This is a genomic window from Pseudomonas sp. OV226 (assembly GCF_003148705.1).
In the GTDB taxonomy this organism is placed as follows: Bacteria; Pseudomonadota; Gammaproteobacteria; order Pseudomonadales; family Pseudomonadaceae; genus Aquipseudomonas.
The window spans coordinates 24,162-47,975 of sequence record NZ_QGGS01000004.1; the positions used below are offsets into that span (position 1 = coordinate 24,162).

The following is a 23,814-nucleotide window of genomic DNA, read 5'->3' on the forward strand; positions in this document are numbered from 1 at the left end:
TTCTCCCCTTAGCTCAGGCGCAGGCGGCTGGCGCCCACCAGCCAGCTGTAAATCAGATAAAGCACCACCGTCGCCAGGAGCAGCAGGCCGCCGAGTGCGGTCGCCATGCCCCAGTTGATGCTGGTGTTGGTGTAGAAGGCGACGAAGTAGCTGACCATCTGATCGTTCGGGCTGCCCAGCAATGCCGGGGTGATGTAGTAGCCGATGGCGAGGATGAACACCAACAGGCAACCGGCGCCGACACCGGCATAGGTCTGCGGGAAGTACACCCGCCAGAAGCTTGCAAACGGATGGCAGCCGAGGGAAATCGCGGCACGCATGTAGGTGGGCGAGATGCCTTTCATCACGCTGTAGATCGGCAGGATCATGAACGGCAGCAGAATGTGCACCATCGAGATGTAGACGCCGACACGGTTGAACACCAGCTCCAGCGGTTTATCGATGATGCCCATGGCCATCAGGCCGCTGTTAATCAGGCCGCCCGATTGCAACAACACGATCCATGCCGCAACACGCACCAGGATCGAGGTCCAGAACGGCAGCAGCACCAGAATCATCAACAGGTTGCTTTGACGCGAAGGCAGGTTCGCCAGCAGGTAGGCCAGTGGATACGCCAGCACCAGGCAAATGGCCGTGATGATCAGCCCCATCCAGAAAGTCCGGGCGAAAATATCGAGGTAGATCGCCTGGTCGGGCGTGGCCGGGGCAATTTCGCCGAGGTCATCGATGCGATGATCGACAGCCGCCAGCAAGTAGTAAGGCGTAATGCTGCTGACGTTGCGGCGTACCGCCTGCCAGTAGGCTGGATCACCCCAACGCTCGTCGAGACCTTCCAGCGCTTCTTTATAGGAGGTCGGTTCGGTGGCGAACGGCAAGGCGCGAGCCGTTTTGGTCAGCAGGCTGCGATAGCCGGCCAATTCCATGTTCAGGCGCTTGGACAAATCGCCCAGGGTTTGATTCTTGCGGGCTTCGGCGAGGTCTTCGCTGGCCGCTTTGTATACCGGTTCAGCGGGCAAGCCTCGGCCGTCCCAGCTGGCGATGGCCGACACGGTGCGCGGCATGCCGCCGACCACTTCCGGGTTGCCCACGCTTTTGTAGAGCAGCGCCACGATGGGCACCAGGAACACCAGCAACAGAAACAGCACCAAGGGCGCGATCAAGGCCTGGGCTTTCCAGCGGTTGACCCGCTCGGCGTGCTTGAGTCGCTGCTTCAAGGTGGGGTCAGTGCCCGCGTTCAGGGGAATGGCGGTGGCCATGGCGTACTCCGGAAATCTTTGATCGTTACAGAGGCAGGCGCTCCCTGTAAGGGAGGCCACCTCTGTTCTTGTTAGCTACACATCGCCCCTGTAGGAGCATGGCTTGCCCGCGATAGCGTCGGCACATTCAACATGAATGTTGAATGACACACCTTCATCGCGGGCAAGCCTTGCTCCTACAGGAGTGGATAAGCCCACAGGGTGGTCTTATTTTGCAGCCCAGGAGTTGAAACGCTGCTCCAGTTGCTCGCCGTTGTCAGCCCAGAAGCTGACGTCGATTTGCACCTGGTTGGCGATGTTTTCCGGGGTGGTCGGCATGTCTTTCAGGACATCCTTGGACAGCAACGGAACGGCTTGGGTGTTGGCCGGGCCGTAAGCGATGTTTTCCGAGTAGGTCTTCTGCTGCTGTGGCATCACCGAGAAAGCGATGAACTTCTTCGCCGCTTCAGCGCGTGCCTTGTCCAGGCCTTTTGGAATCGCCCATGCGTCGAAGTCGTAGATGCCGCCATTCCACACGACTTTCAGGTTGCTTTCTTTCTGCACGGCAGCGATCCGGCCGTTGTAGGCCGAACTCATGACCACGTCACCGGAGGCGAGGTACTGCGGCGGTTGTGCGCCAGCTTCCCACCACTGGATGCTTGGCTTGAGTTCATCGAGCTTCTTGAACGCGCGGTCCTGACCATCTTTGCCGGCCAGCACTTTGTAGACGTCTTTCGGCGCAACGCCGTCGGCCATCAGAGCGAATTCCAGGGTGTACTTGGCGCCTTTACGCAGGCCACGTTTGCCCGGGAATTTCTTGGTGTCCCAGAAATCCACCCAGCTGGTTGGCGCGGAAGCGAGTTTATCGGCGTTGTAGGCCAGCACGGTCGACCACACGAAGAAGCCTACGCCGCATGGCTGGATGGCGCCTTTGACGTAGTCTTCGGTTTTGCCGAACAACTTCGGATCCAGCTGCTCGAACATGTCTTCGTCACAACCACGGGACAGTTCTGGCGATTCAACTTCGACCAGGTCCCAGGACACGCTCTTGGTGTCGACCATGGCTTTGACCTTGGCCATCTCACCGTTGTACTCGCCCGCCACGATCTTGCCGTTGCCTGCCGCTTCCCACGGTGCGTAGAAGGCTTTGACCTGCGCAGCCTTGTTCGCCCCGCCAAAGGACACCACGGTCAGGTCCGGGCCGGCAGCCATTGCGCTTGCCGCCCCCATCATGCCCAGTGCCAGAGCGGTGAATTTCAGGGATCTCAACATTTATTGTTCTCTCCACGTGCAGGGTTGGTGTTGTTGAAGCCGGGGCGATCAGTTCGCCTCTAAAAGTGGGTCGAGCGCGCGAACGTGTTCGACCTGCCAGCCAAGCGGTACCACGTCGCCGACAGCCAGCGCGGGATCGAGCTCGGCAATCGGTTGTTTCACGAAGAAGTCAGTCTTGCCGCAGACTTCCAGGCGAACCCGGACGTGGTCGCCCAGATAGATGAATTCCGCCACCCTCCCTGAGAAGCGATTGACGCATGACTCGCTGGAACCATTGAGGCTGATACGCTCGGGGCGAATCGACAGGGTGACGGGTTCGCCGGTCTTGCCGACGTTGACCGCCAGCGCTTCAACCTTCTCGCCGCGACCCAGTTCAACGATGCAGCGGTCGCCGGTCTGGCTATGCAAGCGGCCGTTGAGGCGGTTGTTCTCGCCGATGAAGTTGGCGACGAAGGTGTTTTTCGGTTCTTCGTAAAGCGTACGCGGCGGTGCGATCTGTTGAATTTCACCTTGATGGAACACCGCAACCCGGTCAGACATCGTCAGGGCTTCGCCCTGGTCGTGGGTCACGTAGACCACGGTCACACCGAGGCGTTGATGCAGGTGCTTGATCTCCATCTGCATGTGTTCGCGCAGTTGTTTGTCGAGTGCGCCGAGCGGTTCGTCCATCAGCACCAGTTGCGGCTCAAACACCAACGCACGGGCCAACGCCACACGCTGTTGCTGACCGCCGGACAGTTGCGCCGGATAACGTTGAGCAAAGGCGTCGAGTTGCACCATGCTCAGGACGCGCTTGACCTTGTCGCTGACATCGCTCTTGTTCAGACCGCGCACGGTCAACGGGAACGCGAGGTTCTCGGCGACCGTCATGTGCGGGAACAATGCGTAGTTCTGGAACACCATGCCAATGTCGCGCTTGTGCGGCGGCACGTTATTGATGGCGCGCCCGGCCAACAGGATTTCGCCCGCGGTCGGGGTTTCGAAACCGGCGAGCATCATCAGGCTGGTGGTCTTGCCGGAGCCGGACGGCCCGAGCAAGGTGAGGAATTCGCCTTTGCGAATGTCCAGGTTGAGGTCTTTGACGATCAGGTTCTCGCCGTCGTAGCTTTTTTGCACTCCACGAAAGCTGACCAGAATATCGCTGGCCCCTGCGCTTGAATCGACCTGGCTCATACCCACACCTTTGTTATTGATGACTGCTGTGGGACTAAGCCTAGTGGACCCTGCCGACCACGCAAATCGGGGTGCAGGAGAGAATCGCCTCAGCCGGATGGAAGTTTGGGGGTAGGGATTGCCCTACAAGGATGGCGCGTTTTGGCAAACGCAGCGGCAAGCGGTCGGCTACAAGCCGCAAGGACTGGCAAAAGCAGGTTGGCGGGGTGTCGTAAATGGATATGCCACCGCGTTTGTCTTGCAGGAGCAAAGCTTGCTCGCGATGACGATTTCAAGGACGCCATCGCGGGCAAGCCTTGCTCCTAAAGGGTTCGCGGCGGGGTTTAGAGGAGTTTGTGTTCCATCGCGTACTTCACCAGTTCCGCCAGGGACGTGATGTTGAGCTTTTGCATCAGCCGCGCCTTGTGGGTGCTGATGGTTTTGTTGCTCAGTGCCAATTGCTGGGCGATGTCATTGACGTTAACGCCTTGGGCAAGACGTTCGAACACCGAAAACTCGCGCTCTGAAAGCAATGAATGCAATGGCCGTGAATCGGTCAGGCCGACTTCGAACACCATGCGGTCGGCGAGGTCCGGATCGATATAGCGCCCGCCCGCCGCCACTTTGCGGATCGCCGTCAGCAGCAGGGCCGGATCGCTGTCCTTGGTCGCATACCCCGCAGCGCCGACCTTCAACGCCCGGGCGGCCATTTGTGCTTCGTCGTGCATCGACAGCACCAGGATGGCGGGTGGATTGTTTAGTGCACGAATGCGCGGAATCGCTTCCAGGCCATTGACGCCCGGCATGGAGATATCCAGCAATACCACCTCGCAGGGCACATGCCGCAAGGTCTCGAGCAACTGTTCGCCATTGCTCGCCTCCCCCACCACCAGCAAGTCCTTGGCCAGGCCAATCAATTGCTTGATGCCTTCGCGAACGATGGTGTGGTCTTCAGCTACCAGTACACGGATCACAGTCTTCTCCAGATTCAAGATCATTCGCGAGCAGGCTCGCGAAGGCGTCAATACAACCAACACCTATTCTTCAAACTTCATCCACCCGCACGCGCACACTCAGGGTGGTGCCTTCACCCGGTTCACTTTCAAGCGACAACTGCCCGCCCATGATCAACACCCGCTCACGCATGCCGACAATCCCGAAGGAGGTCGGCCTGCCGGTCGCGGCGACAAATCCTACGCCATCATCGCTGACCGTCAGACACAACTCGTCGCCGTCCAGCGACAATGACAGTTCGACAGTATGCGCCTGGGCATGACGCATGACATTGGTCAGGGCCTCCTGAAGGATCCGGAACAAACCAATTGCCCTCGCATCGCTGAGCAGTGGCAGATTGTCCGGCACCTGCACCAAACAAGGGATCTGTGTGCGCGCCTCGAAACGCCGGGCCTGCCATTCGATGGCAGACGCGATCCCGGCATCCAGGATCGGTGGTCGCAGCGCCGTGGCCACGTCGCGCACCAATTGGAACAGCTGGGCGATCAAGCGCTTCATGCTGTTCAAGCGTTCGTTCAGACCCGGGTCGAGTTGGGCGTAGGCCAATTCGCACATGGACGTTTCCAGTTTGAGCACGGTCAGCATCTGACCCAGTTCGTCGTGGACTTCCCTGGCGATACGGGCCTTTTCCTCTTCGCGCACGCTCTCCAGATGGGCAGACAACTCGCGCAACTGCTCGCGGGAGCTGGCGAGTTCCAGCTCAATACGCTTGCTCTCGCTGATGTCCCAGACGATACCGTCCCAGACATAGGTGCCGTCTTCGAGCCGACGGGTGATGGCTTTGATTTCGGCCCAACGCTGTTCACCCGAACGGGTCAGGATCCGTCCTTGCCACGACCAGTCGCTGTCAGTATCGAGCGCAAGGTCCTGAGTCTGGTGATAGCTCGCCTTGTCGTCCGGGTGTACCAGGCTGCGCAAGCCTTTGTCGCGATGGGCCAGGGTAGCCGGCGAGTACCCTACCAGGCTTTCACTGCCTTCACTGATGTAGGCAAAGTCGATTTGCCCTGTCACCAGCGCGCGCTCCAGGCGAAAGACCAGCCCGGGAACGTTGGCAGCGATCCCCTGCAACCGGGCCTCGCTTTCCTGCAACGCGGCCAATGCCCGACGACGCTCGGTGACGTCATTGAGGTAGACCACCAGGTATTCGCCATCACGGAAGCGCATAAAGCTCAACGAAACATCCGTCGGCAAAATGCTGCCATCGGCCCGCACGCACTGGGTTTCGAAACTTTGCGGTCCGTCCTCGCTGGCCCGTGCGCGCTTCCATAAGTTCAGCCAGCGATCCATGTGCAAACCAGGCTCGAAGTCGATCAGCGGCCGATCAATGATCCCGCCCGGTGGGTAGCCGAGCATGGTTTCTGCGGCGCGGTTGGCGTAACGCACATGGCTGTCCCAGTTGACCCAGAGAATACCGACGGTGCTCTGATCGATGGAAAACTGCGTCAGGCGCAGCGCTTCTTCGCTGGCCTCACGCAGGGCAATGTCTTCGCGCGCGGCCAACAGGCGCTGCTCCAGACTGTGTTGTTGGCGCCGCTGCCAGATCACCACGGCCATGCTGCTCAGCATCACCACGGCGAGCAGCAGACAGAGGTTTTGCCAGAAACCCGGGGACTCGGAGAACCTTGGATACTTGGGCTGCAGCCATTGGTTGTGCAGTTGCTCCAGGTCTTTTGCCGGGATTGCCCGCAGCGCACTTTCGACGATGCCGGCCAGCTCAGGCCAATCCCGGCGAGTGGCCACTCGCAGCAATTGCGGCAAGCCGATATCGCCCACCACGACCAGCCCGGCGAATTCGGGTTCAGCAATCAAACGCCCCAGCTGTGCTTCATCGACCACCGCGTAGCCGGCCTGCTGACTCAGCAACAATTGCAGCGCCTGGCGCTCGATCGGTACGCCTTGCAGATTCAGATGCGGGTAATTGCTGCGCAGATAATCGGCGGTCGCGCTGGGCATGCGCACCGCTACGCGGGTCTGGCTGTCGAGCTTCTCCAACTCCACGACACCGGTGCCTTTCTGATCGCTGACCACCAGTTGCGGCACCCGCATGTACGGGTCGGTAAATTGCCAAAGCCGCAAACCGGCCGGGGTTTGAGTCAACCCTACCGCGATGTCGACTTCCCCCTCGCGCGCGGCGTCTTCCAGTTGTGCGACATCAGGAAAATTGCGCCAGCGCAGCTCAACATTGAGGGCCTGGGCCAGCCACTTCATCAACTCGATGTTAACCCCTGACAGCCGTTGCAAGCGCCGATCATATTGAGCATACGGGGCCTGCAACACCACGCCGACCCGCAATTCATCATGGGTGGCCAGCCATTGCTGTTGCACAGGTGATAGCCGTGCGACATGGGTCGGTGGTGCAGACCCCGCCCACCCCATCAAGGGAAACCATAAACAGCCGATAACCCACAGGCAGCGAAAACGCATCATCGAAGTCTCACACACTGACAAACACTGACTAACCCATTAGGCTGCCGGAATCACTTCTGGCCTGGAATATCCGATGCCCCCTGTCTACCGCCTGGCACTGCCAGCATTGTGCCTGTCGCTGATCCTGCCTTGTGCCTTTTCTGTCGAGGCCGCCGACCCGGCGCCTGTCGTTGAAGAAAAACCCGCAGAAGAAAAACCGGTCGAACGCCAGCCATTGCTTGAGCGTAGTCAGGAAGAAGCGACAGCACTTGAGCGAAAAATCCCTGCTCAGGAACAGCAACAAATGCAAGCCGGCACCGACAATTTTCTCGCCTTGTGGAAGCCGGCCAATACCGCCGAGCCCAAGGGCGCAGTGATTATCATCCCTGGCGCCGGCGAAACAGTTGACTGGCCTCAAGCAATCGGCCCATTGCGCCGTCAATTGCCCAACGCCCAATGGAGCAGCCTGAGTATCACCTTGCCCGACTTGCAAAGCGACGCCATTGCACCTCGCATCGTCGAAGTCGCGCCGGCACCTAAAGTGCCGGAAGCCGTCAGCAAAGACTCCACCACCGCAGCCCCGATCGAGCAGGCTGCTGGCGGTGAAGCAGACGTGGCGGACAAGGCCATCGCCGAAACCAGCGAGGAGCAAGCCAAGGCCGACGCCGAACGAATCTTCGCGCGTATCGACGCCGCCATTGCCTATGCCGATCAACAAAGCGCCCGCAGCATTGTCGTGCTGGGCCATGGTACGGGCGCTTACTGGGCCGCGCGCTACTTGAGTGAGAAGCAGCCCTCGCAAGTGGAAAAATTTGTGATGGTCGCCGCCCAGACGCCGGTTGCGGCGAAGCCTGAGCTGGCCGAATTGACGCCGACGTTGAAGCTGCCGACGGCTGATCTGTTCTATAAGGACAAAGTAGCGGATCGCAACGCAGCGCTGGAGCGTTTGCAGGCCAGCAAGCGTTTGAAGGCATCGGCGTTCAGCCAGGTTTCGCTCAAGGCATTGCCCGGCGATGCCAAGGCGGAGCAAGAGCAACTGGTGCGCCGGGTGCGCGGCTGGTTGAATCCGCAAAACGCGGCGGACTGACAGACCGCATCGCCCGATTCGCGGGCAGGCTCACTCCCACATTTCAACCTGCGAACACAGGTCCATTGTGGGAGCGTGGCTTGCCCGCGATCGCGGCATCACCGGCGACAGATCTCTTTCCTGCTAACGAAAATCCCGCCGCTCACGAATCAACGTGTAAGCCGTGTGCAGATCACGCGTCTTGTCCGTTGCCTCGCGAACCTGCAATGCCGTCGCCCCGCTGCCGGCAATCTTGTCCGGGTGATGGCGACTCAGCAGGCGCCGATACGCGCGCTTGATCTGCGCTGGCTCACTGGTGGTCGACACGCCCAAAAGCCGCAACGCATCCTGATAGGTAATGGCGTTGCTGACCTGTGGCCGTTTGTGCTGCTCATAATCGGTCGCCAGCGCCTGAACCTGGTGCGGCGTCCAGCCCAGCCACTTCCCCCACTGGGCAATCAGCTCGCGCTCGCGGTGACCGGCCCGGCCATCGGCCCAGACCATCCGCCAACAGGCGCGCAAGACACCTTCTGCTGCATGAGGCTGAGCACTCAGGCGCCGCAGATAGCCGCGTAACCGGTCATTCCCCGACTTGCCCCGATTGAACGCGGCAATGGCACGCCGCTGCGCCGAATCAGACATGTCCAAAGAGCGCATCTCTTGGCGAGCCTGCTGGATGTGACCCTCCACCACCCGACCATCGCACTTCGCCAACCGCCCCAACAACACGAACAGCAGCTCATCGTTGCGCAGCATCGGACGACCGCCGAGCTTTTCCAGCAAATGCCCAACGCTTTGCAGGTGCAAGCGCCGATCCAGCGCCTGCCCCAATAAGGCACCGAGCATGGCCCCCGGAATGCTGGCTATGGCAAAACCAGCTCCGGCTCCGATCAGAGTCCCTGGCCACAACATCTCAGCGGCTCGCTTCTATCAGTGTTTCAACTTCGGCCAGGCGTTCGTGCGTGCCGACATCCACCCACAGGCCTTTGAGCCGCTCACCGCTGACTTGCTCCTCTGCCATGGCTTTGCGCAACAGCGGCGCGAGCTTGAAAGCCCCGTCCGAACACCCCTCGAACAACTGCGGATGCAGCACTGCGATGCCGCTGTAAGTCAGGGTTGCTGCGCCCGGTTGGCCATCGCTCACGTGCCCGTCGGCCAACGTGAAATCGCCGACCGGGTGATGGGCCGGGTTGTTTGCCAATACCAGGTGAGCCAGCCCGGCAATGGGCTGGTGCAGCACGCTGAAGTCGTAGTCGGTCCAGATGTCACCGTTGACCACGACAAACGCATCGTCACCCAGCAATGGCAGTGCCCGGAAAATCCCGCCACCGGTTTCCAGCGGCTCACCTTCGGGCGAGTACGCAATGCTGACGCCGTAGCGCGAACCGTCGCCCAGATAATCTTCGATCTGCTGACCGAGCCAGGCATGGTTGATTACGATCTCGGTAAAACCGGCTGCCGCCAGGGCGTGCAGGTGATACTCGATCAGCGGCACGCCGCCAGCGCGAACCAGCGGCTTGGGAGTGGTCAGGGTCAGCGGGCGCATGCGCTCGCCTTTGCCTGCGGCCAGAATCATTGCCTTCATGCATGGACTCCGGCGCGCAGACTGGCGAGCAGTACATCCAGTTCCGCCAGTTCAGGACGGCGGGCGATCACCGCCTCTATATAAGCAAAGAAGCGCGGCACGTCGGCCAGGTAGCGCGGCTTGCCGTCACGATGGCAAATGCGGGCGAAGATGCCGATGACTTTCAAGTGACGTTGCACGCCCATCAGGTCGCTGGCACGCAGGAAATCCTCGAAGTCCGGTTGAACCGGAATGTCGAGCGCAGCAGCTTGCTGCCAGTAATTTTCAAGCCAGCCGCGCACACGCTCTTCAGGCCAGCTGAGGAAGGCGTCCTTGAACAGGCAGGTCACGTCGTAGGTCACGGGACCATACACCGCGTCCTGGAAATCCAGCACACCCGGGTTCGGTTCGCTGAGCATCAGGTTGCGTGGCATGTAGTCGCGGTGCACCAGGACTTTGGGCTGCGCCAGAGCGCTGTCGATCAGCAGATCGCTGACCTGCTGCCACAGCACTTTCTGCGCAGCATCGAACTCGATGCCCAGTTCGTGTTTGACGTACCAGTCAGGGAACAACTCCAGCTCGCGACGCAGCAGCGCGACGTCGTAACTCGGCAACGGCGCCACCATCGGCAACTGCTGAAAAGCCAACAACGCTTGCAGGGCGTCGTTGAACAAATCGTCGGCGTTTTCGCTGTCGATCACGTCCAGGTAAGTCTTGTTGCCCAGGTCATTGAGCAAAAGAAAACCGCGCTCAAGGTCTTCGGCATAAATTTTCGGCACATTTATTCCGGATTTCGCCAGCAAAAAAGCGATATCCACGAAGGGTTTGCAGTTTTCCTGGGGCGGCGGAGCGTCCATCACGATGAAGCTTTTGCCCTCGCCTTCCCAGCGAAAATAGCGCCGAAAACTCGCGTCACTACTGGCCGCAGTCAGTGTGGCCGGGGGTACGACGCCCCAACCTTCTTCTGCAAAGAGAATCGCCAACTGCTCATCGAGCCAAACTTTCAGGTGTTGCAAACGTACATCTTGGTCAGGCATTGCAAGGGTCTCCGACGGCGCTAGCCGTCAAGCGGGTCATGCTTTATTATCCAGCATCTTTTTCAGACCATCGAGAGGCGTGCGGCCCACACCGCGGGCAGATGGCACGCAGGAAGCCCGGACTAATAAGATGGCATTGAAATCCCCCGCGTTTCGTAAAAAATTTCCGTTGTTGGTTACCGGCAGTCTGCTGGCCCTGCAACCCCTAGCCACTTCATTCGTGGTCGCCGCGGAACAGTATGACTGCTCAGTCTCTGCTTCGGGCTCCTGGGACTGTGCGCCAAAATCGCCGGCGGCGGCATTGCCACCGCGTCCCATCCATGAGGGCAGCGCAGTTTCCGCCACTGGCGAAGCCGCAGCCGAGAACGGCTCCAGCGAAGACACCGGCGCCAAGCCCGCACTCGTTACCGAGGCCAAAGGCCGCGGCATGAAGTCGCGCAGTGAAGATTACAGCCACCTCGACTGGGTGCCACGCGAAAATCTCACTGCCGCGCAATTGGCTGAAACCGGTCCTTACTGCTCTGGTTCCTATATCGAACCGATTCGTCCTGGCATGAATGACAAGACGAATAAAAGTGACGCGCCCACCTTTATCGGTGCCAAGGCCTCACGCTACAACACCGAAGATCAAGTCGGCACGCTGGCCGGAGACGTCGTGTTGCGTCAGGGCAGCATGCAGGTCGAGTCCGACGAGGCCAGCCTGTATCAGGCCGAGAGCCGCGCCGAACTCAATGGCGACGTGCGTATTCGCGACAACGGCGCGCTGATCGTCGGCGACCACGCCGATGTGCAGCTCGACACCGGTGAAGCCAAGGTCGACAACGCCGAATACGTGATGCACAAATCCCGCATCCGCGGTAACGCGCTGTACGCCAAACGTGCGGAAAACGCGATCATCCGCCTCAAGGATGGTACGTACACCACCTGCGAACCGAACAGCAACGCCTGGCAGCTAAAGGGTAACAACATCACCCTGAACCCGGCGACCGGCTTCGGCACCGCGACCAACGTGACATTGCGGGTCAAGGACATTCCTGTCCTGTACACGCCGTACATCTACTTCCCGATCGACGACCGCCGCCAGTCCGGCTTCCTGCCGCCGACCATCGGCACCGGCAGCGATACCGGCTTCATGCTGGTCACACCGTATTACTTCAACCTGGCACCGAACTATGATGCCACGTTGTACCCGCGCTACATGGAAAAGCATGGCTTGCTGATGGAAGGCGAATTCCGCTACCTGACCAAGTCCAGCGAAGGTCAGTTCGGTGCTGCGTACCTCAACGACGAAGATACCGATCGCAGCAAGCAGACCGACTACCAGAAAGACCGCTACATGTATAACTGGCAGCACAAGGGCGGTCTCGACTCGCGAGTGCTCACGCAGGTCGATTACACCAAGATCAGCGATCCGTATTACTTCCAGGATCTGCAGACTGACCAGATCGGTGTAAAAAGCGCCGACTACGTGAATCAGCAAGGCTCGGTCACCTACCGTGGCGACGACTATGTCGCCCGTATCAACGCTCAGGCCTATCAGCTGGCGACCGTTTCCAACATCACGCCGTATGATCGTTTGCCGCAGATCACTTTCAATGGTGCTTTGCCAAATCATCCCGGCGGGCTCAATTTCGCGTACGACACAGAAATCGTGCGGTTTGACCGTGACCTGGAAAACGGCACGTTCACCGACGAGGACGGCAATGTGTCGCCGCGCCTGGACACCAACGTTCAAGGCCTGGCACGTGCCACCGGTGATCGTCTTAACCTGGCACCCTCTATGAGTCTGCCAATGAGCACGACGTATGGTTTCCTGACGCCAAAGCTCAAGTACCAGTACACGCAGTACCAACTGGACCTCGACAGCATCGGCAAGTCTCAGATTGCTGCACAGACCCCAGAGGTGGACAAGCTCAACGGTACTTTCGACAACAGTCAAAACCGTGGCGTACCGATTGCCAGTATCGACAGTGGCTTGTACTTCGATCGCAACACCCAATGGTTCGGCAAGAACTATCGCCAGACCCTTGAGCCGCGCCTGTACTACCTCTATGTGCCAGAAGTGGACCAGGAAGACATTCCTGTTTTCGACACCAGTGAATACACCTTCAACTACGCGTCGCTGTTCCGTGACAACCGCTTCTCCGGGTCCGACCGTGTCGGCGACGAGAACAAGCTGTCGCTGGGCGTCACCAACCGCTGGATCGAAGACGATGGTTTCGAACGTCAGCGCATCAGCGTAGGCCAGGCCTTGTACTTCAAGGATCGCGAAGTCCAGTTGCCGGGTATCGACGCAAAAACCCGCACCGATGCGCAGTCAAATGTTTCGCCTTACGCACTGGAATACGAATACCGCTGGAACCGCGATTGGCGCACCACGGCCGACTACAACTGGGACCCGGACAGCCGCAGCCCTCGCTCGGGCAGCGCGATGTTCCACTACCAGCCTGAGGACAACCCGAACAAAGTCATCAACGCCGGCTATCGCTATCGCAATGACCAGGTCCGTTATGACCAGAACACCGGTAAGTGGTCCGTGGGTGGCGGTGACTATGGCACCCCTGGCCAGCCTGGCTACGTGAAGGACTACTACAAGATCGAGCAGCACGACTTTTCGGTTATCTGGCCGATCGTGCCTCAATGGAACGCCATCAGCCGCTGGCAGTATGACTACAACCGTGACCGTACCCTGGAAGCCTTCGGTGGTTTCGAGTACGACAACTGCTGCTGGAAACTGCGCCTGATCAACCGTTACTGGGTTTCCTATGACGAGTTCAGTCAGCAGGCTCCACAAAACGAAAAAGGCGACCACGGCGTCTTCCTCCAAATTGTTCTGAAGGGACTCGGCGGCCTCACCGGCGCCAAAGTAGAGAGTTTCCTCGACAAAGGCATCCAAGGTTATCGTGAACGTGAAGACCAAGCTTTCTGATTGTCTGCGCCCGCTCTTGCTGGGCGCGCTGTTCCTGGGTACTGCGGCCAACGCCGCCGTACAGTCCATCGATAAAGTGGTGGCCATCGTCGACAACGACGTGGTCATGCAGAGCCAACTGGACCAACGCGTCCGTGAAGTTCAGCAAACCATTGCCAAGCGCGGCACTGCCGTGCCACCAGCCAGCGTGCTGGAGCAGCAGGTGCTTGAGCGTCTGATCGTCGAAAACCTGCAACTGCAGATCGGCGAACGTTCGGGCATCCGCATTACCGATGAAGAACTGAACCAGGCGGTTGGCACCATTGCCCAGCGCAATAACATGTCGGTGGATCAATTCCGCGCGGCCCTGACTCATGACGGCCTGTCTTACGACGACGCCCGTGAACAGATTCGCCGTGAAATGGTCATCAGCCGTGTGCGTCAGCGTCGTGTGGCCGAGCGCATCCAGGTGTCGGAACAGGAAGTGAAGAACTTCCTCGCGTCCGACCTCGGCAAGATGCAACTGTCCGAAGAGTTCCGCCTGGCCAACATCCTGATCCCGACACCGGAAAGCGCCAACTCCGATGCGATTCAGAATGCCGCCAAGCAGGCCGATTCGATTTACCAGCAGCTCAAGCAAGGCGCTGACTTCAGTCAGTTGGCAATCGCCAAATCCGCCAGCGAAACCGCACTGGAAGGCGGCGACATGGGCTGGCGTAAAGCCGCTCAATTGCCCCCTCCGTTCGATCGCATGCTGAGCTCGATGTCCATTGGCGAAGTCACACAACCGATGCGCACACCGGGCGGCTTCATCATCCTGAAGATCCTCGAAAAGCGTGGCGGCCAGACCCAGGTACGCGACGAAGTGCACGTGCGCCACATCCTGGTCAAACCAAGTCCGATCCGCGATGAAGCCAAAACCAAGGCTCTGGCTCAGTCGCTCTACTCGCGCATCGAGGCGGGGGAAGATTTCAGCGAACTGGCGAAGAGCTACTCGGAAGACCCGGGTTCCGCCCTCAACGGCGGTGACCTGAACTGGGTCGACCCGAACGCACTGGTACCGGAATTCCGCGAAGTGATGGCCAAGACCCCACAAGGTCAGTTGTCCAAGCCATTCCAGACCCAATACGGCTGGCACGTTCTGGAAGTCCTTGGCCGTCGCGCCACTGACAGCACTGCCCAGGCTCGTGAGCAACAGGCGATGACCGTACTGCGTAACCGCAAATACGACGAAGAGCTGCAAACCTGGCTGCGTCAGATCCGTGACGAAGCGTACGTAGAGATCAAACTTCCTGGTGCAGACCAGGCAGCGCAGTGAAACCCAAGCGTTTCGCGCTGACACCCGGCGAACCGGCCGGCATAGGCCCTGACCTGTGCCTGCTGCTCGCCTCGCAAGCCCAGCCACACCCCCTGATTGCCATTACCAGCCGCGACCTGCTCCTTGAGCGGGCCGCGCAGCTGGGTGTGGTTGTCGATGTATTGCCGGTCACCCCGGACAGTTGGCCGGATGTACCCGCACCCGCCAACAGCCTGTATGTCTGGGATACACCGCTCAATGCACCGGTCACCGCCGGCCAACTGGACAAGGCCAATGCCGCTTTCGTCCTGGAAACCCTGACCCGCGCGGGCCAAGGCTGCCTGGACGGGCACTTCGCCGGCATGATCACCGCCCCCGTGCACAAGGGCGTGATCAACGAATCCGGCATTGCCTTTTCCGGGCACACGGAGTTTCTCGCTGACCTGACCCATACCGCCCAAGTGGTGATGATGCTTGCCACCCGCGGATTGCGCGTGGCACTGGTCACCACTCACCTGCCCCTTCGCGAGATTGCCGATGCAATCACACCGGAGCGTCTGGAGCGGGTCACACGAATCCTGCATGCCGACCTGCAAGACAAATTCGGCATCGCCCAGCCACGCATCCTGGTCTGCGGGCTTAACCCGCATGCCGGCGAAGGCGGACACCTGGGCCATGAAGAAATCGACATCATCGAACCTACATTAGAGCGCCTGCGCGGTGAAGGCATGGACCTTCGCGGCCCCCTGCCCGCCGACACTCTGTTTACCCCCAAATATCTGGAGCACTGCGACGCGGTGCTGGCGATGTACCACGACCAGGGGCTGCCTGTGCTGAAATACAAAGGCTTCGGCGCGGCAGTCAACGTGACCCTCGGCTTGCCGATCATCCGCACGTCAGTCGACCACGGCACCGCCCTGGATCTGGCCGGCAGTGGCAGAATCGACACCGGCAGCCTGCAAGTCGCCCTGGAAACCGCCTACCAGATGGCCGAGACCCGTTTATGACCGAGCATTACCAACACAAGGCGCGCAAACGCTTTGGCCAGAACTTCCTGCACGATGCCGGTGTTATCGACCGCATCCTGCGCTCCATCCATGCCAAAGCCGAAGACCGCGTATTGGAAATCGGCCCGGGCCAGGGTGCGCTGACTCAGGGCCTGCTCAACAGCGGCGCCCAGCTGGACGTAGTGGAACTGGACAAGGACCTGGTCCCGATCCTCAATCAGCAGTTCGCCGGCAGGAGCAACTTCAGCCTGCATCAGGGTGACGCCCTGAAGTTCGACTTCAACAGCCTGAATGCCGCGCCGGGCAGTCTGCGCGTGGTCGGCAACCTGCCGTACAACATCTCTACACCGCTGATTTTTCACCTGTTGCACAACGCCAGCCTGATCCGCGACATGCACTTCATGCTGCAAAAAGAAGTGGTCGAGCGCATGGCGGCGGGTCCTGGTGGCGGTGACTGGGGCCGCCTGTCGATCATGGTTCAGTACCACTGCCGGGTTGAGCATCTGTTCAACGTCGGACCGGGCGCATTCAATCCGCCGCCAAAAGTTGATTCGGCCATTGTGCGCCTGGTGCCACACGCGGTATTGCCGCATCCGGCCAAAGACCACAAACTGCTGGAACGCGTCGTTCGCGAAGCGTTCAACCAGCGCCGCAAGACCCTGCGCAACACCCTCAAGTTGCTCCTGAGCAATGCCGAGATCGAAGCGGCTGGCGTCGATGGCAGCCTGCGTCCCGAGCAGCTCGACCTGGCCGCTTTCGTGCGCCTGGCCGACAAGCTCAGCGAACAAGTCCTGAACAAACCCGCCGCCGACTGACAGGTGACGAGCGTTATCGGGTAGGACGCCAGACGCGATGTCTGGTTTACTACCCGATACTTGGCCTAGACTGAACTCCATCAGCTAAGCCCCGCGTCCCGCTTCGTTTTTAAGGCCTCTTGCATGTCCGATCCTCGTTATCAGGTCGACGTCAGCGTCGTCACCCGCTATCTGGCAGAACAATCGCAACCCGAGCAAAGCCGCTTTGCCTTTGCGTACACCATTACCGTGCACAACAACGGCGAGTTACCGGCCAAACTGCTGTCGCGGCATTGGGTGATCACCGATGGTGACGGGCATGTCGAAGAGGTTCGCGGTGCCGGCGTGGTTGGCCAGCAACCGTTGATCGAGGTGGGCGAGAGCCACACGTACAGCAGCGGCACGGTCATGACCACCAAGGTCGGCACCATGCAAGGCACTTATCAGATGATTGCCGACGACGGTAAGCATTTCGACGCCATCATCGCTCCATTCCGTCTGGCGGTGCCCGGAGCCTTGCACTAATGGCAACGTACGCGGTCGGCGACTTGCAAGGCTGCCTCGAGCCCCTGCAATGCTTGCTTGAACAAGTCGCCTTCGACCCTGCAAAGGATCACCTCTGGCTGGTAGGCGACCTGGTCAACCGCGGCCCGCAGTCGCTGGCGACACTGCGCTTTCTCTACGGCATTCGCGAATCGCTGGTGTGTGTCCTGGGCAACCACGACCTGCACTTGCTGGCCGCCGGGCATAACATTGAACGCCTGAAGAAAGCCGACACCCTGCGCGAGATACTCGAAGCGCCTGATCGCGCGGAACTGCTGGAATGGCTGCGCCAGCAAAAGCTCATGCACTACGACGAACTGCGCAACATCGCACTGGTTCATGCCGGCATCCCGCCCCAGTGGTCGTTGCGCAAAGCCCTGAAATACGCCGCCGAAGTTGAAGAGGCGCTGCACGACGACAACCGTATCGCGCCGTACCTCGACGGTATGTATGGCAACGAACCGGTGAAATGGGACAACGACCTCAAGGGTGTAGCCCGCCTGCGTGTCATCACCAACTATTTCACCCGCATGCGTTTCTGCACTCGCGAGGGCAAACTCGACCTCAAGAGCAAGGAAGGCGCCGACACTGCACTACCGGGCTATAAGCCATGGTTCACTTACAAAGAGCGCAAGACCAAAGACCTGAAGATCATCTTCGGTCATTGGGCTGCACTCGAAGGCCAGTGTGACGAGCCGGGGATCTTTGCCCTCGATACCGGTTGTGTGTGGGGTGGCGCCATGACGCTGATGAATGTCGACACCGGCGAGCGCCTGCAATGCAAATGCGACGACCAGGGCCATAGCACTCCACCAATCGCCCCAATCACTACCGAACAATCGCCAGCCAGCGCCCCGCGCCAGACTGCGTTACCGACGAGCCACAGGAGCCCGCCATGAGCGAATTCAAACGTATCCCCCCAGAGCAGGCTCAGGCCCTGCGTGAACAAGGCGCCGTGGTGGTCGATGTTCGCGACCCTGCTACCTTCGCCGCGCTGCATATCAGCGGCTCGAAGCATCTGGACAACCATTCCCTGCATGCCTTTATCCAGGGCGCAGACCTGGACGCCCCCACCGTCGTGGTCTGCTACCACGGCAATTCCAGCCAGGGCGCCGCGGCCTACCTGATTAGCCAGGGATTCTCGGACGTCTACAGCATGGATGGCGGTTTTGAGCTGTGGCGCACGACCTATCCTGCGGAAACAGCGCAAGGCACCTCGGAATAATTTTTTTGTAACGTGCGAGCCCCCGTGCCCCGCGGGCTCGCGCGATGGCAGACGAACGGTCTGGCATAACTTATTACGTATCTCGCCTTTACCTCCCGAATTCCCAACTATCCTTAAGCGCAGGCCATCCAAAACAGGGGAGAGCCGGTACACCGGCGCGCGGGTCATCGGGAGTAGCTTTCGGCGTAGTCAGCACCGAAAGAGTTCTGGGGGGTAAACAGCAACCGCCTGTTCGGTTGCTGCCAGCATCGACTGAGTGATCCGGCGTCGGCTCCACGTATCGAGCGAGGTGACGTCATGAGTATCTTTAGCCACTTCCAACAACGCTTCGAGTCCACACGCCAGGAAGAACTCTCACTGCAAGAGTATCTTGAGCTGTGCAAAAAGGACCGCAGCGCCTACGTTTCCGCCGCCGAGCGTCTGCTGCTGGCCATCGGAGAACCGGAGCTGCTCGACACCTCGACCAACTCGAGACTGTCGCGAATCTTTTCCAACAAAGTGATCCGTCGCTATCCGGCCTTTGAAGACTTCCACGGGATGGAAGAATGCATCGACCAGATCGTGTCGTATTTCCGTCATGCCGCTCAGGGCCTGGAAGAAAAGAAACAGATCCTCTACTTGCTTGGCCCCGTCGGTGGCGGTAAGTCATCCCTGGCCGAGAAGCTGAAACAACTGATCGAAAAAGTGCCCTTCTACGCAATCAAGGGCTCACCGGTATTCGAGTCGCCACTGGGTCTGTTCAACGCCACCGAAGATGGCGCGATCCTCGAAGAAGACTTCGGCATCCCGCGGCGCTACCTCAACACCATCATGTCGCCATGGGCCACCAAGCGCCTGGCCGAATTCGGCGGCGACATCAGCCAGTTCCGGGTGGTGAAACTCTATCCGTCGATCCTCAATCAGATCGCCGTGGCCAAGACCGAGCCGGGTGACGAGAACAACCAGGACATCTCGGCCCTGGTGGGCAAGGTCGATATCCGCAAACTGGAAGAATACCCACAGAACGACGCCGATGCTTACAGCTACTCGGGCGCCCTGTGCCGCGCCAACCAGGGGCTGATGGAATTCGTCGAAATGTTCAAGGCGCCGATCAAGGTGCTGCACCCATTGCTGACCGCCACCCAGGAAGGTAACTACAACAGTACCGAAGGCCTCGGGGCGATCCCGTTTACCGGGATCCTGCTGGCCCACTCCAACGAATCGGAATGGCACACCTTCCGCAACAACAAGAACAACGAAGCGTTTATCGACCGGATCTACATCGTCAAAGTGCCGTACTGCCTGCGGGTCAGCGACGAAGTGAAGATCTACGACAAGCTGCTGTTCAACAGTTCGCTGGCCAAGGCCCATTGCGCGCCCGACACCCTGAAAATGCTTGCCCAGTTCACCGTGCTCTCGCGCCTCAAGGAGCCGGAAAACTCGAACATCTACTCCAAGATGCGTGTGTACGACGGTGAAAACCTCAAGGACACCGATCCGAAGGCCAAGTCGATCCAGGAATACCGCGACAACGCTGGTGTCGACGAAGGCATGAACGGTCTTTCGACCCGCTTCGCGTTCAAGATCCTGTCGAAGGTCTTCAACTTCGATCCGCACGAAATCGCCGCCAACCCGGTGCATTTGCTGTACGTGCTGGAACAACAGATCGAACAGGAACAGTTCCAGGCTGAAACCCGCGAGCGCTACCTGCGCTTCCTCAAGGAGTACCTGGCACCGCGTTACATCGAGTTCATCGGCAAGGAAATCCAGACCGCTTACCTCGAATCGTACAGCGAGTACGGCCAGAACATCTTCGATCGCTACGTGCTGTACGCCGACTTCTGGATCCAGGACCAGGAATACCGCGACCCGGAAACCGGCGAAATCCTCAATCGTGTCGCCCTGAACGAAGAGTTGGAGAAAATCGAGAAACCGGCCGGCATCAGCAATCCGAAGGATTTCCGCAACGAAATCGTCAACTTCGTGCTGCGCGCCCGGGCCAACAACAACGGCAAGAACCCGACCTGGCTCAGCTACGAAAAACTTCGGGTGGTCATCGAGAAGAAAATGTTCTCCAACACCGAGGACCTCCTGCCGGTCATCAGCTTCAACGCCAAGGCCAGCAAAGAGGACCAGCAGAAGCACAACGACTTCGTCACACGGATGGTCGAGCGCGGTTACACCGACAAACAGGTCCGACTGCTGTCCGAGTGGTACCTGCGGGTCAGAAAATCACAATAACCCGCTGCCGGTCAGACCGGTTGTCGTCAGCCAGAGGCCTGTGCATGCATTTTCTGTTACACAAGCCTCTGGAAGGTGTTCGAAAGTCGGTAGCGAGTTCAAGCAGCATCCACAGCGCTTGGGGGAGCGTCGCATATCCCTTGGCCCTCGGTTCGATGCTGCACCACCGCTCGCCCCTTTCAGGACAGCTTCTAAGGAGCAGTCATGAGCTATGTGATCGACCGACGTCTCAATGGCAAGAACAAGAGCACGGTGAACCGTCAGCGGTTTCTGCGGCGTTACCGTGACCACATCAAAAAGGCTGTCGAAGAGGCGGTCAGCCGGCGGTCCATTACCGACATGGAACACGGCGAACAGATCAGCATTCCCGGTCGGGACATCGACGAACCGGTGCTTCATCACGGTCGCGGCGGCAAACAAACCGTCGTACATCCAGGCAACAAGGAGTTCACCAGCGGCGAGCACATCGCCCGCCCACCCGGAGGTAGCGGCGGTAGAGGCCCCGGCAAGGCTGGCAACTCGGGTGAAGGGATGGACGAATTCGTCTTCCAGATCACCCAGGAAGAATTCCTCGAGTTCATGTTCGAAGACCTCGAATTGCCGAATCTGGTCAAACGCAACCTGACCGGCACCGACACGTTCAAAACGGTGCGTGCAGGCATCAGCAACGAAGGCAACCCGTCGCGCATCAACATCATCCGCACCCTGCGTTCGGCCCACGCACGGCGCATTGCCCTGTCCGGCAGCAGCCGGGCGAAACTGCGTGAAGCCAAAGAAGAACTTCTGCGCCTGAAGCTGGAGGAACCGGACAACTTCGGCGATATCCAGAAAATCGAAGAAGAAATCGAAAAACTCAGTGCGCGCATTCATCGCATCCCGTTCCTCGATACGTTCGACCTCAAGTACAACCTGCTCATCAAGCAGCCCAATCCCAGTTCCAAAGCGGTGATGTTCTGCCTGATGGACGTCTCCGGCTCCATGACGCAGGCGACCAAGGACATCGCCAAGCGCTTCTTTATCCTGCTGTACCTGTTTCTCAAGCGTAACTACGACAAGATCGACGTCGTGTTCATCCGCCACCACACCAGTGCCCGCGAAGTGGATGAAGAAGAGTTCTTCTACTCGCGCGAAACCGGCGGCACCATCGTGTCCAGTGCCTTGAAACTGATGCAGGAGATCATGGCCGAGCGTTATCCGAGCAACGAGTGGAACATTTATGCCGCCCAGGCTTCGGACGGCGACAACTGGAATGACGATTCGCCGATCTGCCGTGACATTCTGATCAACCAGATAATGCCGTTCGTGCAGTACTACACTTACGTTGAGATCACCCCGCGCGAACATCAGGCCCTGTGGTTCGAGTACGAGCGCATAGCCGAAGCCTTTTCTGACACTTTCGCCCAGCAGCAACTGGTCTCGGCCGGGGATATCTACCCGGTCTTCCGTGAACTCTTCCAGCGCAGGTTAGTGACATGACCGCCAAAGAGCAGAAGCGCCAACCCATTTCCACCGGCTCCGAATGGACGTTCGAGCTGATCCAGGCCTATGACCGCGAAATCAGCCGCCTGGCAGCTCGTTACGCACTCGATACGTACCCCAACCAGATCGAAGTCATCACCGCCGAGCAGATGATGGACGCCTACGCCTCGGTCGGTATGCCACTGGGGTACCACCATTGGTCCTACGGCAAACACTTCCTCAGCACGGAAAAGTCCTACAGTCGCGGGCAGATGGGGCTGGCCTACGAGATCGTGATCAACTCAGACCCGTGCATCGCTTACCTGATGGAAGAAAACACCATCTGCATGCAGGCGCTCGTCGTGGCACATGCCTGCTACGGGCATAACAGCTTTTTCAAAGGCAATTACCTGTTCCGCACCTGGACCGACGCCAGCTCGATCATTGATTACCTGGTGTTTGCCAAGCAGTACATCATGCAGTGCGAGGAGCGCCACGGCATCGACGCGGTGGAGGACTTGCTGGACTCCTGCCACGCACTGATGAACTACGGTGTCGACCGCTACAAACGCCCCTACCCGATTTCCGCTGAAGAAGAACGGCGCCGGCAAAAGGATCGGGAAGAGCATTTGCAGAAACAGATCAATGATTTGTGGCGCACGATTCCAAAAGGCGCAGACAAGTACAGCGACAAGGACAATGCACGCTTCCCCGCCGAACCTCAGGAAAATATCCTGTACTTCATCGAAAAACACGCGCCGCTACTGGAGCCTTGGCAGCGGGAAATCGTGCGGATCGTGCGCAAGATCGCTCAGTATTTTTACCCTCAGCGCCAGACCCAGGTGATGAACGAAGGCTGGGCCACGTTCTGGCACTACACGTTGATGAACGACCTGTACGACGAAGGCCTGGTCACCGACGGCTTCATGATGGAGTTCCTGACATCCCACACCAGCGTTGTGTTTCAACCCGGCTTTGACAGCCCTTACTACAGCGGAATCAACCCTTACACCCTCGGGTTTGCCATGTACCGGGACATCCGGCGGATGTGCGAAGAACCCACCGATGAAGATCGCCACTGGTTCCCGGAAATTGCCGGCACCGACTGGCTGTCAACCATCAAGTTCGCCATGAGCAGCTTCAAGGATGAGAGTTTTATCCTTCAGTACCTGTCACCGAAAGTGATTCGCGACCTGAAACTGTTCAGCATTCTCGATGACGATCAAAAGGACGACCTGCTCGTACCAGCGATTCACGATGAAGAAGGCTACCGAATCATCCGTGAAACCCTGGCGGCGCAGTACAACCTGGGCAATCGCGAACCCAACGTGCAGATTTACAGCATTGACCGGCGCGGCGACCGCTCCCTGACCCTGCGCCACCAGCAACACGACCGCAAACCGCTGGGCGAGTCCACCGAGGAAGTGCTCAAGCACCTGCACCGCCTGTGGGGTTTTGATATCCACCTGGAAACCTTGCAAGGCGATCAGGTGATGAAAACCCATCACGTTCCACCCAGAAACGAGCATAGCGAAGGGGATTACGGCCGGCTGGACTTGGCCGTCATTCATCTTTGAGCGGGTTTGAGCCTCCGAAAGTTCGACGCAACGGTTATT

At 59.2% G+C, this 23,814-nt stretch carries 19 protein-coding genes; 11 read left to right on the forward strand and 8 right to left on the reverse strand.

What is annotated here, in order from left to right; translation table 11 throughout:
* Positions 1-8: 8 nt before the first annotated feature.
* The 5 genes from C7534_RS08680 to C7534_RS08700 form a co-directional block, all read right to left on the reverse strand.
* Positions 9-1,256, reverse strand: coding sequence for an ABC transporter permease (locus C7534_RS08680; protein WP_046030015.1), 1,248 nt, complete (start codon positions 1,254-1,256; stop codon positions 9-11).
* Positions 1,257-1,463: 207 nt separating this feature from the next.
* Positions 1,464-2,507, reverse strand: a complete 1,044-nt coding sequence (locus C7534_RS08685) for an ABC transporter substrate-binding protein (protein WP_046030014.1) — start codon at positions 2,505-2,507, stop codon at positions 1,464-1,466.
* Positions 2,508-2,555: 48 nt separating this feature from the next.
* Positions 2,556-3,680 carry an ABC transporter ATP-binding protein gene (locus C7534_RS08690; protein ID WP_046030013.1) on the reverse strand — a complete coding sequence of 375 codons (1,125 nt, stop codon included), beginning with the start codon at positions 3,678-3,680 and terminating at the stop codon, positions 2,556-2,558.
* A gap of 323 nt (positions 3,681-4,003) precedes the next feature.
* Positions 4,004-4,657 (reverse strand): response regulator, encoded by a 654-nt coding sequence (locus C7534_RS08695; protein ID WP_175648964.1) that lies wholly within the window; start codon positions 4,655-4,657, stop codon positions 4,004-4,006.
* Positions 4,658-4,703: 46 nt separating this feature from the next.
* Positions 4,704-7,100, reverse strand: coding sequence for a PAS domain-containing sensor histidine kinase (locus tag C7534_RS08700; RefSeq protein ID WP_109785544.1), 2,397 nt, complete (start codon positions 7,098-7,100; stop codon positions 4,704-4,706).
* A 73-nt stretch (positions 7,101-7,173) separates the two neighbouring features.
* On the opposite strand from C7534_RS08700, the gene C7534_RS08705 reads away from it, so the two are divergent.
* Positions 7,174-8,166: an alpha/beta hydrolase family protein gene (locus C7534_RS08705; protein ID WP_109785545.1), complete on the forward strand. Its 993-nt coding sequence runs from the start codon at positions 7,174-7,176 to the stop codon at positions 8,164-8,166.
* 123 nt (positions 8,167-8,289) lie between these two features.
* On the opposite strand, the gene C7534_RS08710 is transcribed toward C7534_RS08705, so the two are convergent.
* From C7534_RS08710 to C7534_RS08720, 3 genes are read right to left on the reverse strand one after another with little or no spacing between them, the layout of a single operon-like run.
* Positions 8,290-9,057, reverse strand: a complete 768-nt coding sequence (locus C7534_RS08710; protein ID WP_109785546.1) for a TerB family tellurite resistance protein — start codon at positions 9,055-9,057, stop codon at positions 8,290-8,292.
* 1 nt (position 9,058) lies between these two features.
* Complete coding sequence (murU, locus tag C7534_RS08715; RefSeq protein ID WP_109785547.1) at positions 9,059-9,730, reverse strand: N-acetylmuramate alpha-1-phosphate uridylyltransferase MurU; 672 nt, start codon at positions 9,728-9,730, stop codon at positions 9,059-9,061.
* The gene (locus tag C7534_RS08720; protein WP_109785548.1) at positions 9,727-10,746 is read right to left on the reverse strand and encodes an aminoglycoside phosphotransferase family protein; all 1,020 of its coding nucleotides are present in this window, start codon (positions 10,744-10,746) and stop codon (positions 9,727-9,729) included. Before C7534_RS08720 ends, murU begins: the two co-directional genes overlap by 4 nt.
* 130 nt (positions 10,747-10,876) lie before the next feature.
* Here C7534_RS08720 and C7534_RS08725 point away from each other — a divergent pair, with 130 nt between their 5' ends.
* The 10 genes from C7534_RS08725 to C7534_RS08770 all read left to right on the forward strand — a co-directional run bounded on the left by C7534_RS08725 (position 10,877) and on the right by C7534_RS08770 (position 23,775).
* Positions 10,877-13,675: an LPS-assembly protein LptD gene (locus C7534_RS08725; RefSeq protein WP_109785549.1), complete on the forward strand. Its 2,799-nt coding sequence runs from the start codon at positions 10,877-10,879 to the stop codon at positions 13,673-13,675.
* Entirely contained in the window at positions 13,656-14,972 is a 1,317-nt protein-coding gene (gene surA, locus C7534_RS08730; RefSeq protein WP_109785766.1) for a peptidylprolyl isomerase SurA, read from the forward strand. The genes C7534_RS08725 and surA overlap by 20 nt, the downstream gene beginning before the upstream one ends.
* The gene (pdxA, locus tag C7534_RS08735) at positions 14,969-15,958 is read left to right on the forward strand and encodes a 4-hydroxythreonine-4-phosphate dehydrogenase PdxA (protein ID WP_046029996.1); all 990 of its coding nucleotides are present in this window, start codon (positions 14,969-14,971) and stop codon (positions 15,956-15,958) included. The genes surA and pdxA overlap by 4 nt, the downstream gene beginning before the upstream one ends.
* Positions 15,955-16,773, forward strand: a complete 819-nt coding sequence (gene rsmA, locus C7534_RS08740) for a 16S rRNA (adenine(1518)-N(6)/adenine(1519)-N(6))-dimethyltransferase RsmA (RefSeq protein ID WP_109785550.1) — start codon at positions 15,955-15,957, stop codon at positions 16,771-16,773. The genes pdxA and rsmA overlap by 4 nt, the downstream gene beginning before the upstream one ends.
* A 123-nt stretch (positions 16,774-16,896) precedes the next feature.
* Positions 16,897-17,277 carry a Co2+/Mg2+ efflux protein ApaG gene (apaG, locus tag C7534_RS08745; RefSeq protein ID WP_109785551.1) on the forward strand — a complete coding sequence of 127 codons (381 nt, stop codon included), beginning with the start codon at positions 16,897-16,899 and terminating at the stop codon, positions 17,275-17,277.
* Positions 17,277-18,194 (forward strand): symmetrical bis(5'-nucleosyl)-tetraphosphatase, encoded by a 918-nt coding sequence (locus tag C7534_RS08750; protein ID WP_109785552.1) that lies wholly within the window; start codon positions 17,277-17,279, stop codon positions 18,192-18,194. The genes apaG and C7534_RS08750 overlap by 1 nt, the downstream gene beginning before the upstream one ends.
* The gene (gene glpE, locus C7534_RS08755; RefSeq protein WP_008061556.1) at positions 18,191-18,520 is read left to right on the forward strand and encodes a thiosulfate sulfurtransferase GlpE; all 330 of its coding nucleotides are present in this window, start codon (positions 18,191-18,193) and stop codon (positions 18,518-18,520) included. Before C7534_RS08750 ends, glpE begins: the two co-directional genes overlap by 4 nt.
* Positions 18,521-18,817: 297 nt before the next feature.
* The gene (locus tag C7534_RS08760) at positions 18,818-20,740 is read left to right on the forward strand and encodes a PrkA family serine protein kinase (protein ID WP_046029985.1); all 1,923 of its coding nucleotides are present in this window, start codon (positions 18,818-18,820) and stop codon (positions 20,738-20,740) included.
* Positions 20,741-20,944: 204 nt separating this feature from the next.
* Complete coding sequence (locus C7534_RS08765) at positions 20,945-22,216, forward strand: YeaH/YhbH family protein (RefSeq protein ID WP_109785553.1); 1,272 nt, start codon at positions 20,945-20,947, stop codon at positions 22,214-22,216.
* Positions 22,213-23,775, forward strand: coding sequence for a SpoVR family protein (locus C7534_RS08770; RefSeq protein ID WP_046029980.1), 1,563 nt, complete (start codon positions 22,213-22,215; stop codon positions 23,773-23,775). The genes C7534_RS08765 and C7534_RS08770 overlap by 4 nt, the downstream gene beginning before the upstream one ends.
* The last annotated feature ends 39 nt before the right edge of the window (positions 23,776-23,814 follow it).

What these genes read in the sequence shown, in the direction of transcription:
- C7534_RS08680 (WP_046030015.1), bottom strand. Translation starts at nt 1,256, where the DNA reads ATGGCCACCGCCATTCCCCTGAACGCGGGCACTGACCCCACCTTGAAG.
- C7534_RS08685 (WP_046030014.1), bottom strand. Translation starts at nt 2,507, where the DNA reads ATGTTGAGATCCCTGAAATTCACCGCTCTGGCACTGGGCATGATGGGG.
- C7534_RS08690 (WP_046030013.1), bottom strand. Translation starts at nt 3,680, where the DNA reads ATGAGCCAGGTCGATTCAAGCGCAGGGGCCAGCGATATTCTGGTCAGC.
- C7534_RS08695 (WP_175648964.1), bottom strand. Translation starts at nt 4,657, where the DNA reads ATGATCTTGAATCTGGAGAAGACTGTGATCCGTGTACTGGTAGCTGAA.
- C7534_RS08700 (WP_109785544.1), bottom strand. Translation starts at nt 7,100, where the DNA reads ATGATGCGTTTTCGCTGCCTGTGGGTTATCGGCTGTTTATGGTTTCCC.
- C7534_RS08705 (WP_109785545.1), top strand. Translation starts at nt 7,174, where the DNA reads ATGCCCCCTGTCTACCGCCTGGCACTGCCAGCATTGTGCCTGTCGCTG.
- C7534_RS08710 (WP_109785546.1), bottom strand. Translation starts at nt 9,057, where the DNA reads ATGTTGTGGCCAGGGACTCTGATCGGAGCCGGAGCTGGTTTTGCCATA.
- murU (WP_109785547.1), bottom strand. Translation starts at nt 9,730, where the DNA reads ATGAAGGCAATGATTCTGGCCGCAGGCAAAGGCGAGCGCATGCGCCCG.
- C7534_RS08720 (WP_109785548.1), bottom strand. Translation starts at nt 10,746, where the DNA reads ATGCCTGACCAAGATGTACGTTTGCAACACCTGAAAGTTTGGCTCGAT.
- C7534_RS08725 (WP_109785549.1), top strand. Translation starts at nt 10,877, where the DNA reads ATGGCATTGAAATCCCCCGCGTTTCGTAAAAAATTTCCGTTGTTGGTT.
- rsmA (WP_109785550.1), top strand. Translation starts at nt 15,955, where the DNA reads ATGACCGAGCATTACCAACACAAGGCGCGCAAACGCTTTGGCCAGAAC.
- apaG (WP_109785551.1), top strand. Translation starts at nt 16,897, where the DNA reads ATGTCCGATCCTCGTTATCAGGTCGACGTCAGCGTCGTCACCCGCTAT.
- C7534_RS08750 (WP_109785552.1), top strand. Translation starts at nt 17,277, where the DNA reads ATGGCAACGTACGCGGTCGGCGACTTGCAAGGCTGCCTCGAGCCCCTG.
- glpE (WP_008061556.1), top strand. Translation starts at nt 18,191, where the DNA reads ATGAGCGAATTCAAACGTATCCCCCCAGAGCAGGCTCAGGCCCTGCGT.
- C7534_RS08760 (WP_046029985.1), top strand. Translation starts at nt 18,818, where the DNA reads ATGAGTATCTTTAGCCACTTCCAACAACGCTTCGAGTCCACACGCCAG.
- C7534_RS08765 (WP_109785553.1), top strand. Translation starts at nt 20,945, where the DNA reads ATGAGCTATGTGATCGACCGACGTCTCAATGGCAAGAACAAGAGCACG.
- C7534_RS08770 (WP_046029980.1), top strand. Translation starts at nt 22,213, where the DNA reads ATGACCGCCAAAGAGCAGAAGCGCCAACCCATTTCCACCGGCTCCGAA.